The following is a 14,002-nucleotide window of genomic DNA, read 5'->3' as shown; positions in this document are numbered from 1 at the left end:
GTGCCAAAATTTTTCAGAAATCTGCGGCTAAGGCGCCAGGAAACGGCTACTTTTTCAGCAGTCGCGATAATGCTGGTCTGGGGGCGGGAGGTTCCGTCGCGGCTCAGGCCCAGGCTGGATCGGACCGGCTGACCCCCTGCTGGACTGCCGCCGCATTGAGGACAAGCTCGCGCGCGTCGATTGCTATGACGCCGTGACGGATCGGCTGGCGGCGGCGCAGACAGCCGGCGACCTCGTCGTGGTCGATCGCGGCAAGGTCACGGAGTTGAGGCGTCAGCTGTTCGGCTTTGCAGCGCCGGCCATGGGCGCGCTGTTCGGCGCCGCAGACGACGATCGCGTCGAGTCTATCGAAACCACGCTGGATCGCGCCGTTCAGCAGGTCGACGGCAAGTGGCGGTTCCACTTGGGGGACGGCTCGCAATGGGGCCAGGTGGACTTCGATCCCGTCCGTTTTCAGAACAGGCCTGGTCAGGCCGTCAGGGTGCGCCGGGCGGCGCTGGGCAGCTATATGCTGACCACGGGCAACAGCCGCGCGGTCCGCGTCCAGCGCTACTAGCGCGCCTCTACGCCGCCGCGCGTCGCCTCAGGCGGGCCACCCGGCGCAGGCGGCGCCAGAAGCGGCCGCGCGCGGGCTCGGGATAGGGCTGCAGGTTCTCGATGAACTGCTCGGCCGAGGCGCGCCAGCTGAACTTCTCCGCATAGGCGCGCACGTCCTTGCGGTCGAGCTCAAGGCACTTCAGACAGGCGGTCTTCAGGTCGTCGTCGATGAAGCCGGCGCCCGAGCCGGGGATCAGGTCGATCGGGCCATGCGCCGGATAGGCGGCGACCGGGGTGCCCGTGCCCATCGCCTCCAGAATCACCAGGCCGAAGGTGTCGGTCCAGCTGGGGAAGACGAAGACGTCGGCGTCGGCGAAGCAGCGCGCCAGCTCCTCCCCGAACTTGGCCCCGAGGAATTGGCGTCCGGGTATTTCTCTTCCAGATCGGCGCGGGCCGGGCCGTCGCCCACGACGATCTTGGTGCCCGGCAGGTCCAGGCCGAGGAAGGTCTCGATGTTCTTCTCGACGGCCACGCGGCCGACGTTGAGGAAGAAGGGGCGGGGCCATTCATCGCCGCCCATCTCCTGGTAGATCGGTTCAAGGTCGGGGCGGAACAGCTCGGTGTCCACGCCGCGCGTCCACGGCGAGACGTTCTTGAAGCCGTGCTCGACCAGTTCGTCGCGCAGGGTCGGGGTGGCCACCATCAACCGCCCCGACGGCTTGTGGAACCACTTCATATAGGCGTAGCCGACCTGCACCGGGATCGGGAAACGGGCCGAGACGTATTCGGGGATTGGTGTGATAGCTGGTCGTGAAAGGCAGCTTCCACTCCACGCAGATGCGCCGCGTGGCGATGCCCAGCGGACCTTCGGTGGCGATGTGGACGGCCTCGGGCTCGAAGGCGCGCAGGCGTTCGCGGATCTCTTCCTCGGCGCCCAGGGCCAACCGGATCTCCGGATAGGTCGGGCAGGGAATGGTCTTGAACTGGCTGGGTTCGATGACCTCCACCTCATGACCCATGGCGCGGCATTCGGCCACGGTGCGGGTCAGGGTGCGGACGACGCCGTTGACCTGAGGCTCCCAAGCGTCGGTGACCAGAACAATGCGCATGAAGTCGATAGGGCCTTGAGCCGTTCGCGAAGGTGAAACTTCTAGACGCTCCGCATGACGAAGGCGAGACGGCATGATATTGCGCCGTGCAGAGGGTTTTCGTCTCGACAGATGATCATCTCCGCGCGCACCCCGTCCGGGCGCCGGTTTCCCCTGGAATGACGAGCGTACCCCGAAGCTTACGCGGAGTTATGGGTGATCATGCGATGCACATTCGGGCGCACTGACCATATATCCAGAAATTCACAGGATGGATTTCATGACGCCGACCGATCTTCGCCATTGGGATGAGCTGGACCGGAACAAGTACCGGGACGAACGTGAGGTGGTGGCCGAGCTGCTGGCCGCCGAACCCCTGACGCCTGACGGTCGCGCGGCGGTGCTGAACGACGCCATCGGCCTGGTCGAAAGCGCCCGCAAGAGCCAGAAGCGCCAGGGCGTGGTCGAAAGCTTCCTGCAGGAGTTCTCCCTGGGCACCCGCGAAGGTCTGGCGCTGATGTGTCTGGCCGAGGCCCTGCTGCGCACGCCTGACGCCGACACCCGCGACCGCCTGATCGCCGAGAAGATCGGTTCGGCCGACTGGGCCTCGCACCTGGGTCAGTCGGACAGCCTGTTCGTCAACGCCTCGACCTGGGGCCTGATGCTGACCGGCAAGCTGGTCGACGTCGACGATGAAGCGCGCAGCGACCTGCCGAACTTCCTCAAGCGTCTGGTCGGGCGCCTGGGCGAGCCGGTCATCCGCCAGGCCGTCGCCACGGCCGTCAAGATCATGGGCGAGCAGTTCGTCGTCGGCCGCACCATCGAGGCGGCGCTGAAGCGTTCCGACCGCGAGAACTGGCTGTGCAGCTTCGACATGCTGGGCGAGGGCGCCCGCACCGCCGCCGACGCCGAACGCTATGAAAAGATCTACGCCGACGCCATCGAGGCCGTGGGCAAGACCGCCAAGGGCGAAGGCCCCGAGCGCGGCCATGGCGTCTCGGTTAAGCTGTCGGCCCTGTCGCCGCGCTATCAGGCGGTGCAGGAAGATCGGGTGTGGGAGGAGCTCTATCCTCGCATCCTGCGCCTGGCGCTGATCGCCGCCAAATACGACATCAACTACACCATCGACGCCGAAGAGGCCGACCGTCTGGCCCTGTCGCTGAAGCTGCTGGAGCGGCTGGCGCGCGAACCGGCGCTGGGCGACTGGCAGGGCCTGGGCCTGGCCGTTCAGGCCTATCAGAAACGCACCACCGAGACGGTGGCCAAGCTGGCCGAACTGGCCAAGTCGTCGGGCCGTCGCCTGATGGTGCGCCTGGTCAAGGGCGCCTATTGGGACACCGAAATCAAGCTGGCCCAGGTCAACGGCCGCACCGACTATCCGGTGTTCACGACCAAGCCGGCGACCGACCTGAACTATCTGGTCTGCGCCAAGGCGCTGATCGAGGCCTCGCCCTATATTTTCTCGCAGTTCGCCACTCACAACGCCCACACCCTGGCCGCCGTGCACCGCATGGCCGCCGATCGCGGCGTGACCATCGAGTTCCAGCGCCTGCACGGCATGGGCGAGGCGCTGTATGACGGCGCCAAGGTCGAGTGGGGAGATGTCGTCGTGCGCGCCTACGCCCCCGTCGGCGGCCACGAGGAACTGCTGCCCTATCTGGTGCGCCGTCTGCTGGAAAACGGCGCCAACTCCTCCTTCGTCCACGCCCTGCTGGACGAGCGCGTGCCTGCGGCCGACGTGGCCGCCGATCCCATCACCTCGGTCGAGGCCCAGCCCGATCGCCATCCGAAGATCCCTGTGCCCATGAACATCTACGGTGACCGCAAGAACTCCCTCGGCCGCGACTATTCGCAGGCTTCCGACCGTGAGCGTCATGCGGCCGCTCTGGAGCGCGTCGACAGCGAGAAGCTGACCGCCGGTCCGATCATCGGCGGAAAACTCCGGGCGGGCGTGAACCCGCAGGACGTCACCAACCCCTATGACCGCAGCCGCGTGCTGGGCCATGTCTCCGAAGCCTCGGTCGAGGACGTCGACGCCGCCGTCAACGCCGCCGCCGAAGCCCAGGTCGCCTGGGACCGTCTGGGCGGCGCGGGCCGCGCCCCGGTGTTGCGCGCCATGGCGGACGCTCTGGAAGCCGAGCTGGACCGTCTGGTCGCCCTGCTGTCGCGCGAAGCGGGCAAGACGCTGAACGACGGCGTGGCCGAGGTGCGCGAAGCCGCCGACTTCTGCCGCTACTACGCCCTACTGGCCGAGCGCGACTTCGGCGGCCGCCAGACCCTGAAGGGCCCGACCGGCGAGACCAACGAACTGGTCCTGCACGGCCGCGGCGTCTTCGCCGCCATCAGCCCGTGGAACTTCCCGCTGGCCATCTTCACCGGCCAGATCGCCGCTGCGCTCGCCGCCGGCAACGCCGTGGTGGCCAAGCCCGCCGAGCAGACGCCGCTGATCGCCGCCGAAGCCGTGCGCCTCTACTACAAGGCCGGCCTGAACCCTGACCTGCTGGCCCTGGTTCCCGGCCGCGGCGAGACCGTCGGCGTGGCCCTGACCAACCACCCGGGCATCGACGGCGTGGCCTTCACCGGCGGCACCGACACCGCCAACGCCATCAACCGCGGCCTGGCCGCGCGCCCGGCGCCATCATCCCCTTCATCGCCGAGACGGGCGGCCTGAACGGCATGTTCGTCGACACCACGGCGCTGAAGGAACAGATCATCGACGACGTCATCCTGTCGGCCTTCGGCTCGGCGGGCCAGCGTTGCTCGGCCCTGCGCATCCTCTATGCGCCCAAGGACTCGGCCGACGCCCTGATCGAGGGCCTGAAGGGCGCGCTGGCCGCCCAGGTGCTGGGCGATCCGACCGACGCCAGGACTGACATCGGCCCGGTGATCGACGCCGAAAGCCGCGCCAACCTGGAAGCCCACGTCGAGCGTCTGTCCAGGAAGCCAAGATCATCGCCCGCGCCGAACTGCCGGCCGGGGCCGACAAGGGCGACCTGTTCGCCCCGGTCATCGCCGAGATCCCGACCCCGGACTTCCTGGAACGCGAAGTCTTCGGCCCGATCCTGCACGTCTACCGCTACGACCCGAAGGATCTCGAGACGGTGGCCGGCAAGCTGGCGGCGCGCGGCTTCGGCCTGACGCTGGGCGTCCACAGCCGTATCGACGCCTTCGCCCGCGAGGTGATGGAGCTGGTCCCGGCGGGCAACGTCTACGTCAACCGCTCGATCATCGGCGCGGTGGTCGGCGTCCAGCCCTTCGGCGGCGAAGGCCTTTCCGGCACCGGCCCCAAGGCCGGCGGCCCCAACAGCCTGATCCGCTACGCCGCCGAGAAAGCCATCAGCATCAACATCGCCGCCCAGGGCGGGGACCCGGCGCTGCTGAATCTCTAAAGGATGTCGGCGCGTCGCCTCAGCGACGCGCCGTATTTTTATCGCCTTGCCAAAAATCAGTCTAAGGAGATCGGCAAGGAGCTCGAATGTCTGACCTTTTCCGCAGCGACAATGTCGTCGTCCGCAGCGTCCCTGCTTCGGACCTCAGCCGCTGGGTGGTCACGTTCGACAACTACGGGATCGGCCACGGGTTCGATCGCCCCGGCTTCGGCGAGGAGTTCCTGCGCAACGCAGGCATCTCCGCCATCCATGTGATGGGCGTGCGCGAGGACTGGTATCAATACCCTGAGATGCCGGCCGCCATGCAGGCCGTGCGTCAGGCGACGGCGGGCGCGGAACGGGTCATGACCTATGGCTCCAGCATGGGCGGCTACGCGGCCCTGCGCTTCGCCGACGCCGCCGGCGCCAACGCCGTGCTGGCGATCTCGCCGCAGTATTCGATCGACCCAAAGAAGGCGCCTTTTGAGAAGCGCTGGATTCAGGACAGCCGCCGCATCCGCTTTCTGCCGGAAATCGACGGACGCTTAAGCTGTGCCGTACAGCCCATCGTCGTCTTTGATCCGGTGGCCGAAGACGGCCGTCAGGCGGCGCTTATACAGCAGGATATTGCGATTACGCAGATTCGGCTGCCGCACGTCTCCCATCCGGCGACGACCTATCTGGGCGAGGTGGGTCTTCTCAAGCCGCTGGTTCTGAAGACGTTGTCGGGAGAGCTGGACGGGCCGGCTTTCAACAGCGAGGCGCGTTTGGCTCGCCGCCGGAGCAGCCTGTACGTGTCCAACCTCGCGAAATCTCAACCGGCCCACCGTTCGCAACTGGCGCTGGCCCTGGCGCGACGTTCTGTGGAGATGGCGCCGGGGAATTGGCTGGCCCGGGCGGCCTTGGCGGGTCTCCTCTCGCAGGTCGGCGAATACGATCAGGCGGTGGCTGAAATGGAAGGCGTCACGGCGGCCACGAACGGCGATCCGAACTATCTCGTTCACTATGTCAACGTGCTGGCGGCGGCAGGGCGTCCGGCTGAAGCCTTGCCGACAGCCCGAGAGGTGATCGAGACCTGGCCGCACATGGCGCATCTGCACGCTTGGGAAGGCGCTGTTTTATGGGCGGCTGGCGAACACGGCGCTGCGCTCGAGGCGGTCTCGCGGGCCGTCGCCCTGGACCCTCAGGAAAAGAAATACGCTCGACTGTTGAAAAACTATCGACAGAAGCTGGCCAGCGAAAAAAGGCGCAGGACAGCCGTGTGGCGGTGGTTCAAGCGGGGATCATCTGTGTTTGAACGCGCCCTGCGACGAGCGTCGGCCTCATAACCTGCGGCCATCACCGCCTGCCCGGCCATCCACCCGCACGGCTGAGCGCGCTGGGGTTGGGCTTGCCGATTTGGGCGCCGATCCAGCGGGCGGTTTCGATCAGGGCGTCAAGGTCGTAGCCGGTCGAATAGCCGGCCCGCTCCAGCATGTAGACCAGATCCTCGGTGGCGATGTTGCCGGTCGCGCCGGGCGCGAAGGGGCAGCCGCCGATGCCGCCGACCGAGGCGTCCAGCACGTCGACGCCTGCCTCGACGCCGGCATAGGCGTTGGCCAGGCCGGTGTTGCGGGTGTCGTGGAAATGCAGGCGCAAGGTGGCGTCGGGCGCGGCCTTTCGGGCGGCCTCGACCTTTTTGGTCACGCTCCACGGATCGCCGACGCCGATGGTGTCGGCCAGGGCGATCTCCTCGACGCCGAGCGCGGCGATGCGGGCGACCAGGTCGCTGACCTGCTGCACCGAAACCTCGCCGTCGAAGGGGCAGCCCCAGACGCAGGACAGGGTGGCCGACAGCTTCGGCGTTGCGCCGGGCGCGCCGTCTGCATTGGCGCGGCCCGCCAAGATGTCGGCCAGCATCTGCACCTGCTGGTCGACGGTCAGGCCCTGGTTCTTCAGGCCGAAGCCGTCGGTGGCGGACATGGCGACGTTGACCTCGTCCACCGCCGTGCCCAGCGCGCGGTCGTAGCCCTTGCCGTTCAGGACCAGGCCGATGCGGCTGCGGTCCTCAAGGCGGGGCAGGGCGGCCATGACCTCTTCGGCGCCCGCCATCTGGGGCACGTATTTGGGGTGGACGAAGCTGACCGCCTCGATGCGTTTCGCCCCGGCCGCCTCCAGCCGCTGGACGAAGTCGGCGCGCACGGCGGGCTCCAGCACGGTCTTCTCGTTCTGCAGGCCGTCGCGCGGCCCGACCTCGACGATCTGGATGAAACGTCCCATCAGCGCGCGCTCCTGTCGCCTGAACCCGCCGGCGCGTAGACGGTCAGGCGCACGTCGTCGCCCGAGGAATAGTTGTGGCCGGTGACCACGCCGACGGCCCGCCCGGCGGCGCCCAGGTCGGCCAGGGCGCGGCGGAAGGCCTCGTCGTCGCGGGCCTCGACGATGGCCGGACGACCCTCGGCCAGGGCGCGAGCGGCGCCGGCGCCGTCGGTCAGCTGGGTGTCCTTGCCGGTCAGGAAGACGAAGCTGGGCTCATGGAAGGTGGTGATGGCCACCGGCCCCGGATAGCGGCCCTGGGCGGGGTTCAGCTCGGCCGAGTCCAGCGTCTGCACCAGGCGCGGCGCGATCGACAGCGGGCGCAGCTGGCGGATGGTCCCTGCCAGGCCCGCATGGGCCAGAATGCCGAAGACGACGGCGATCAGCACCCCGGTGATCGCCGCGCGGTTGACCAGCAGGAAGCCTCCGACCGCCGCGGCCATGACGGCGAAGACGATGGTGACGGTGGCCCAGGTCTGGGCGGTCGAGCGGCCGAACTCGGTCAGGCCGTAGACGGTGATCAGGCAGATGACCACGGCCGCGAACAGGCCCAGCAAGGCGCCGGTCACGCGCGAGACCTTGCCGATCGGCTGGGTCAGGGCGGCGGCGGCCAGCAGGGCGATCGCGCCGAAGGTGGGCAGGGTGTAGTGCCACAGCTTGGTCGGGGCCAACTCGAACATCAGCCAGGCCGGGACCAGCCAGCAGACGGCGAAGCGGATCGCCGGCTCGGCCCGGCGATGCCAGCCCGTCGACAGGGCGGCGGGCAGCATCAGGGTGACGGGGAACAGCAGCAGCGGCGACAACAGCACATACATGCCGGGGAAGCCGCCGTGGCTTTCGTGCGCGCCCGCGATCTTGGGCGCCAGGTCGCCGCCGATGGCTTCGCGCCAGAAGCCGCCGTCGGTGGCGATGGTGATGGCGATGGCCCACGGCCCGACCAGCAGGGCCGTCAGCGGCAAGCCCCAGCCCCAGCCCAACTGCCCCAGCCATTTGATGTTCCGGTCCCAGACCGACAGGGCGATGACGGCCAGCGCCACGACCAGAAGGCCGATCGGCCCCTTGATCAGGATGGACAGGCCGATCCCGACCCAGAACAGCAGCTTGTGCAGCCGGTTCGACTTCTCGCCCGCCCGCGTGGACATGTAGATGCGCGCCAGCGCCGCCATCGACAGGGTGGTCAGACCCGCCAGCATGGCGTCGGTCTTGGCGATGCCCGCCTCGGTCGACAGCAGGAAGGTCGCGCCCAGCATGACGCCGGCCAGGAAGCCCGCCCTGTTGCCGAACAGGGCGGCGCCCGCCCAGGCCACGGCCCAGGCCGCCAGCATGGCGCCCAGCAGCGACGGCAGGCGATAGGGCTGGATGGTGCGGTCCTCGACGTCCGAAGTCACGGCCACGGCGGCGGCCTGCATCCAGTAGATGCCGATGGGCTTCTTCCAGCGCGGATCGTCCTGGAAGCGGATGTCGACATAGTCGCCGCCTTCCAGCATCTGGGCCGTCGCCTGGGCGAAGCGGCTCTCGTCCCGGTCCAGCGGCGGCAGCAGCAGCAGGCCGGGCAGGCCGGCGATCAGGGCCAGCAGGGCCGCAAGGACAGGGCCGCGCCAGCCGGCGATGTAATGATCCAGGTTCGGGCGGTTCATGGCGCACTCGTATCACGCCGGACGCGGCGTCCGGAAGCTTCGCCTTGTGCGACGGCTGTGGACGCGCCGTTTCGCCGAGGCGCGGCCTGCGCTAAGGAAGGCCGATGACCGACCGCTCCGCTTCCTCGCCCGACATTTCCGTCGTCGTGCCCGTGCATGATGAATCCGGCGCCGCCGTGCCCCTGGCGCGAGAGATCGCCGAGGCCTTCGCCGGGCGGTCCTATGAGATGATCTTCGTCAACGACGCCAGCCGGGACTCCACCCTGGCCGAGCTGCAGGCGGCGATGGCCGAACTGCCCGCCCTGCGGGTGCTGTCGCACGGAACCAACGCCGGACAGAGCCGGGCGGTGCGCACCGGCGTCCTGGCCGCGCGGGCCGATCATCGTCACCCTGGACGGCGACGGCCAGAACCCGCCCGCCGACGCGCCGCGCCTGGCCGACGCCCTGCTGGCCGCCCCGCCCAGCGTCGCCCTGGTGGGCGGCGTGCGCGCCAAGCGTCAGGACAGCAACGCCAAGCGCCAGGCGTCGCTATGGGCCAACCGGATCCGCAGGAAACTGCTGGGCGACGACGCCGACGACACCGGCTGCGGGCTGAAGGCCTTCCGCCGCGACGTCTTCCTGCGCCTGCCCTACTTCGATCACATCCACCGCTATCTGCCCGCCCTGATGATCCGCGAGGGGTATGAGAACCGCTACCTCGAGGTCGATCACCGCCACCGCGAGACGGGCCGGTCGAAATACACCAACTGGGGCCGGCTGCGGGCGTCCTTCTCGGACCTGCTGGGCGTGATGTGGCTGAAGTCCCGCTCTCGTCGCCCGGGGGCGGTGACGGAGTTCTGAGGTTTATAATTCCGCTCATCCCGGCGGACGCCGGGAACCAGTGCTTTGGCTACACCCGCGACATCTGCCGCCGAGTTTGGGGCTCTTACTGGGTCCCGGCGTCCGCCGGGATGAGCGGGAGTAGGGCCAGTAGGCCCTAGCTGAACGCCAGAAAAATCACCGCCACTACGGTGGCGTCGAACAGGCGGGCGGCGAGGCTGAGAGCGGCGGGCATGGCGCGATCCGAGGACGGTTGAGCCTGCGTCCTCGCAAGTCAGGCGCCAGTCGCCGTCAGATCTCGGTCTTGCGCGCCCGACCCGGCGAGGGCGCCGGTCGTGCCGCCCTGAATATTCTCGGCCCAGATAGGTGGTGCGCGCCGCGTCCAGCACCGGAGCGCCGCCCTTCAGCCCGCGCTTCTGCCCTGACTGGCCCAGCACTTGGGCGGCGAAGGCGGCCGGCGGCGGGGGCGGGGTGACGGCAGGCTTTGCCGGGGAGGCGGCAGGATCGGCCGCCTGATCCGCCGCTTCGGCCTCGGTCGGGACCAGGGCGCGCGCGCGACGCCGTTCGCGACGGCGACGGTCCTTGTCGCCCCGCTCATCGACCACGGGGTCGTTCATCGGACCCGCTGCGCCGATCGGACGGATCTCGTCCGTCATGCCGGTTCAGTCCTTGGACTGGGCGAGGCGGTCGATCTGAGCCCGCATCTCGTCCATCTGGCGGCGCATCTCGTCCAACGCGGCGTCATCCTTGGCCGGCGTCGGCCTGGCTTCGGCGGGCGACGCCTCCGCCGCTTCGTCTTCGGCGCGGGCATGGGCGAAGCCGGGGAACATCCGCATGGCGCGCTCGAACATGGCCATGTTCTGGCGCACGGCTTCTTCCATCAGATTGCCGCCGGGCGCCGCAGAGAAGGCGCGGGTGAACTGGCCGCGCAACTGCTCCTGCTGGCGAGTGAAGCTGTCCAGCGACATCTCCAGATAGGACGGCAGCACCCCTTGCATGGAGTTGCCGTAGAAGCCGATCAGCTGGCGCAGGAACTGCACCGGCAGCAGGGCCTCGCCCCGGCTTTCTTCCTCGAAGATGATCTGGGTCAGGATCTGGCGCGTCAGGTCGTCGTTGGTCTTGGCGTCATGGACGGTGAATTCCACGCCTTCGCGCACCATCCGCGCCAGATCGTCCAGCGTCACATAGGCGCTGGTGGCGGTGTTATAGAGCCGCCGGTTCGCATATTTCTTGATGACGACGATGCCGTCACGGGTTTTTCCACCCTCGGATTTCTTGTCGGCCACCCTTGTTCTCGCGATGTTGCAACGCCCAAGCATCCCGCATTGCGGCGGCGAAGGCGAGTCCCGTCTTTCCTTGTCGGCTCAGCCGTTGACCAGCACCACGCCGATCAAGATGGCGGCCCAGTGGACGCCCGCGCCCGTCACCACAAAGCCATGCCAGATGGCGCGGCGGAACTTCACCTTCTGGCTGACGAAGACGAAGACGCCGGACGTGTAGATCAGCCCGCCCACGACCAGCAGGCTCAGCGCCAGCGGGTGCACCGTCTCGATCATCGGCTTGAGCGCGAACACCGCCACCCAGCCGAACAGGACGTAGATCACGCTCCAGAAGGCGTCCGACAGGCGCGGCGCCAGCATCTTCACCGCTGCGCCGACCAAAGCCATCGTCCAGACGGCGGCGGTGAAGCCGACCGACCAGGCCCCCTCGAAGCGCACCGCCGTGAACGGCGTGTAGCTGCCCGCGATCATCAGGAAGATGGCCGCCTCGTCCAGCCGCCGCAGCACTGGCCGCGCGGCGCAGGGATGGGTCAGGTTGTAGACGGTCGAGGCCGTCAGCATGGCCACCAGGCAAAGAGCGTAGATCGCCGTCGAAACCGCCGCGCCGACGCCTGCATAGACGCTGGCCAGCACCGCCAGCACCACGCCGCCCGCCACCGCCAGGGCCAGCCCGATCAGGTGAACCCACAGGTCGGCCATGCGCTCGGCGCGCGTCTGATAATGCTCGATCATGTCGAGGCTCGTCGGGGTGCAGATGCGGCGGGCCAGATGTTTCAGCATGGACGAACTCTCAACGCGGCGACGTCTCCTTCCCTGTTTCAAAGCGCGTCTGCGGCCATCGTTCCCGGCTCTTGCTGCGACGCGGCGATGACGTTTTGCTGATTGCTGCATCGCAACAGGTGACGGCCGCGGCCGAATGCGGCACAACCCCGGCAAGATTTCTCCAGGGAGTGAATAAAAATGACCGACGTCGTCATCGTCTCCGCCGCCCGCACGCCGGTCGGCTCCTTCCTCGGCGCCCTGTCGACCCTGCCGGCCTCCAAGCTGGGCGAGGTCGCCATCAAGGCGGCGCTGGAGCGCGCGGGCGTCGCGCCCGCCGATGTGGACGAGGTGATCCTGGGCCAGGTGTTGCAGGCCGGCGCGGGCCAGGGCCCGGCGCGTCAGGCCGCCATCGGCGCCGGCCTGGCCAATGAAACCCCGGCCTGGAGCCTGAACCAGCTGTGCGGGTCCGGCCTGCGCGCCGTCGCCCTGGCCTATCAGCAGATCGTTCAGGGCGATGCGAAGATCGTCGTCGCCGGCGGTCAGGAAAGCATGAGCCAGTCGCCGCACGCCCAGCAGATTCGCACCGGCCAGAAGATGGGCGACCTGGCGCTCAAGGACACCATGATCCTGGACGGCCTGACCGACGCCTTCCACGGCTATCACATGGGCCAGACGGCCGAGAACATCGCCGCCAAATGGTCGATCGACCGCGACGCTCAGGACGCCTTCGCCGTCGCCTCCCAGAACAAGGCCGAGGCCGCCCAGAAGGCTGGAAAATTCGCCGATGAAATCGCGCCCGTGACGATCTCGACCCGCAAGGGCGACGTGGTGGTCGATCAGGACGAATACATCCGCCACGGCGCCACTCTCGAAGCCATGCAGAAGCTGAAGCCCGCCTTCGTCAAGGACGGCACGGTGACGGCGGCCAACGCCTCGGGCATCAACGACGGCGCGGCCGCCCTGGTGCTGATGAGCGCCGATGAAGCCAAGGCGCGCGGTCTGGAGCCGCTGGCCCGCATCGCGTCGTGGGCCACGGCGGGCGTCGATCCGGCCATCATGGGCACGGGTCCGATCCCGGCGTCGAAGAAGGCGCTGGAGAAGGCGGGCTGGACCGTCGCCGACCTGGACCTGATCGAATCCAACGAAGCCTTCGCCGCCCAGTCGCTGTGCGTGGTCAAGGAGCTGGGCCTCGACCCGGCCAAGGTCAACGTCAACGGCGGCGCCATCGCCATCGGCCACCCCATCGGCGCGTCCGGCGCGCGCGTCCTGACCACCCTGCTGCACGAGATGAAGCGCTCGGGCGCCAAGAAGGGTCTGGCCACCCTGTGCATCGGCGGCGGCATGGGCGTGGCCCTGTGCGTCGAGCGCTAAGAGCTTCAACGACAGACTGAAACAGGAAAGGCCGGCGCGCGATCGCCGGCCTTTGCTTTCCTCCCCATGCAATGGGGAGGGGGACCACGAAGGGGTGGAGGGGCCAGCTACGGGAGCAGGCCCGTCAGAATCAGCTCGCCGTCTCGCCATCTGTTCGCGTCAGCGCGCGGACAGCCCCTCCACCCCTTCGCGGTCCCCCTCCCCACGCTGTGGGGAGGAAAATAGCGGGCCTCAGAATCCCCGCCGCCAGCTGCCCAGCAGGGCGTAGCCGGTCGGGGCGTCGGCGCGGTGCTGTTCTTCGCGGCTGGCCACGGCCTCCAGCTGCAGCCAGGAGCCGCCGGGCAGGGCGTGCAGGCTGCGGACGCTGAAGTCGATCTGCCGCCCCGAGGGCGCGGCCGAGAAGCGCCGCTCCGAGAAGGTCACCGGGTCGAAATATTCCAGCGGCGCGTCGGCCAGAAAGGCGCTGAACGTCCCGTCCTCGATCCGCAGCGGCTGGGAAATCTCCCAGCTCAGGCTGCTGCAGCCCAGGGCCTTGGCGATTGACCAGGACGGGCAGGCCGACTGCAGGGCGATGCGCCAGGTCGAGCTGAGCGCCGGGGCGGACAGATGCAGGAACCGCCCCTCCAGCTCGGTGCGGCCCAGGCCCGCCTCGCCCGACAGGGTCAAACCGCGTCCCAGCGTCACATCCGCCCCGACCGCCGCAAAGCGGGTGCGCGACGGCAGGGCGAAGTCCGAGCGCGTCGGCAGATAGGCGCCCAGCGGCCCCATCCGTTCGTCCAGAGACCCGACGCTGAACGACAGGCCCCCTCGGTCTTGGCCGCCGCGATCCTGCTCCTCGCCTGCAA

General features: G+C 68.4%; 8 protein-coding genes and 4 pseudogenes. 5 read left to right on the top strand and 7 right to left on the bottom strand.

Translation table 11 applies throughout. The features are described from left to right. Positions 1-193: 193 nt before the first annotated feature. The gene (locus V8F63_RS02735; RefSeq protein WP_392354432.1) at positions 194-556 is read left to right on the top strand and encodes a hypothetical protein; all 363 of its coding nucleotides are present in this window, start codon (positions 194-196) and stop codon (positions 554-556) included. Positions 557-563: 7 nt separating this feature from the next. On the opposite strand, the pseudogene V8F63_RS02730 reads toward V8F63_RS02735, so the two are convergent. Continuing rightward, a pseudogene (locus tag V8F63_RS02730) lies at positions 564-1,646 on the bottom strand (glycosyltransferase family 1 protein). A gap of 250 nt (positions 1,647-1,896) precedes the next feature. On the opposite strand from V8F63_RS02730, the pseudogene putA reads away from it, so the two are divergent. Together putA and V8F63_RS02720 are read left to right on the top strand one after the other, a co-directional pair. After that, positions 1,897-5,014: pseudogene (putA, locus tag V8F63_RS02725) on the top strand (bifunctional proline dehydrogenase/L-glutamate gamma-semialdehyde dehydrogenase PutA). Positions 5,015-5,100: 86 nt separating this feature from the next. Next, on the top strand, positions 5,101-6,321 hold the full coding sequence (locus V8F63_RS02720) for a tetratricopeptide repeat protein (RefSeq protein ID WP_392354431.1): 1,221 nt from the start codon (positions 5,101-5,103) through the stop codon (positions 6,319-6,321). A gap of 10 nt (positions 6,322-6,331) precedes the next feature. Here V8F63_RS02720 and V8F63_RS02715 read toward each other — a convergent pair whose 3' ends face one another. After that, entirely contained in the window at positions 6,332-7,252 is a 921-nt protein-coding gene (locus V8F63_RS02715; protein WP_392354430.1) for a hydroxymethylglutaryl-CoA lyase, read from the bottom strand. Then, a complete protein-coding gene (locus V8F63_RS02710; protein WP_392354429.1) occupies positions 7,252-8,925 on the bottom strand; it encodes a glycosyltransferase family 39 protein in 1,674 nt (557 codons plus the stop codon). Before V8F63_RS02710 ends, V8F63_RS02715 begins: the two co-directional genes overlap by 1 nt. A gap of 104 nt (positions 8,926-9,029) precedes the next feature. On the opposite strand from V8F63_RS02710, the pseudogene V8F63_RS02705 reads away from it, so the two are divergent. Next, positions 9,030-9,765 (top strand): annotated as a pseudogene (locus tag V8F63_RS02705) (glycosyltransferase family 2 protein). A 302-nt stretch (positions 9,766-10,067) separates the two neighbouring features. On the opposite strand, the pseudogene V8F63_RS02700 reads toward V8F63_RS02705, so the two are convergent. From V8F63_RS02700 to V8F63_RS02690, 3 genes and pseudogenes are all read right to left on the bottom strand, one after another. Then, positions 10,068-10,199 (bottom strand): annotated as a pseudogene (locus V8F63_RS02700) (hypothetical protein); the annotation flags it as partial. A gap of 207 nt (positions 10,200-10,406) precedes the next feature. Beyond that, positions 10,407-11,030 carry a polyhydroxyalkanoate synthesis repressor PhaR gene (gene phaR, locus V8F63_RS02695; protein ID WP_392354428.1) on the bottom strand — a complete coding sequence of 208 codons (624 nt, stop codon included), beginning with the start codon at positions 11,028-11,030 and terminating at the stop codon, positions 10,407-10,409. Positions 11,031-11,108: 78 nt separating this feature from the next. Continuing rightward, complete coding sequence (locus V8F63_RS02690) at positions 11,109-11,804, bottom strand: hemolysin III family protein (protein ID WP_392354427.1); 696 nt, start codon at positions 11,802-11,804, stop codon at positions 11,109-11,111. Positions 11,805-11,984: 180 nt separating this feature from the next. Between V8F63_RS02690 and V8F63_RS02685 the strand changes: the two genes are divergently transcribed. Beyond that, complete coding sequence (locus V8F63_RS02685) at positions 11,985-13,157, top strand: acetyl-CoA C-acetyltransferase (protein WP_392354426.1); 1,173 nt, start codon at positions 11,985-11,987, stop codon at positions 13,155-13,157. A 231-nt stretch (positions 13,158-13,388) separates the two neighbouring features. Here the strand turns inward: V8F63_RS02685 and V8F63_RS02680 are convergent, their stop codons facing one another. Then, positions 13,389-13,925: a hypothetical protein gene (locus tag V8F63_RS02680; RefSeq protein ID WP_392354425.1), complete on the bottom strand. Its 537-nt coding sequence runs from the start codon at positions 13,923-13,925 to the stop codon at positions 13,389-13,391. Between the last annotated feature and the right edge of the window lie 77 nt (positions 13,926-14,002).

Origin of the sequence: Brevundimonas sp. LF-1 (assembly GCF_037055305.1) — a bacterium.
Classification (GTDB): Bacteria; Pseudomonadota; Alphaproteobacteria; order Caulobacterales; family Caulobacteraceae; genus Brevundimonas; species Brevundimonas sanguinis.
The sequence above is the reverse complement of the archived record's forward strand: the minus strand, read 5'-3'. Positions and strand labels throughout refer to the sequence as shown.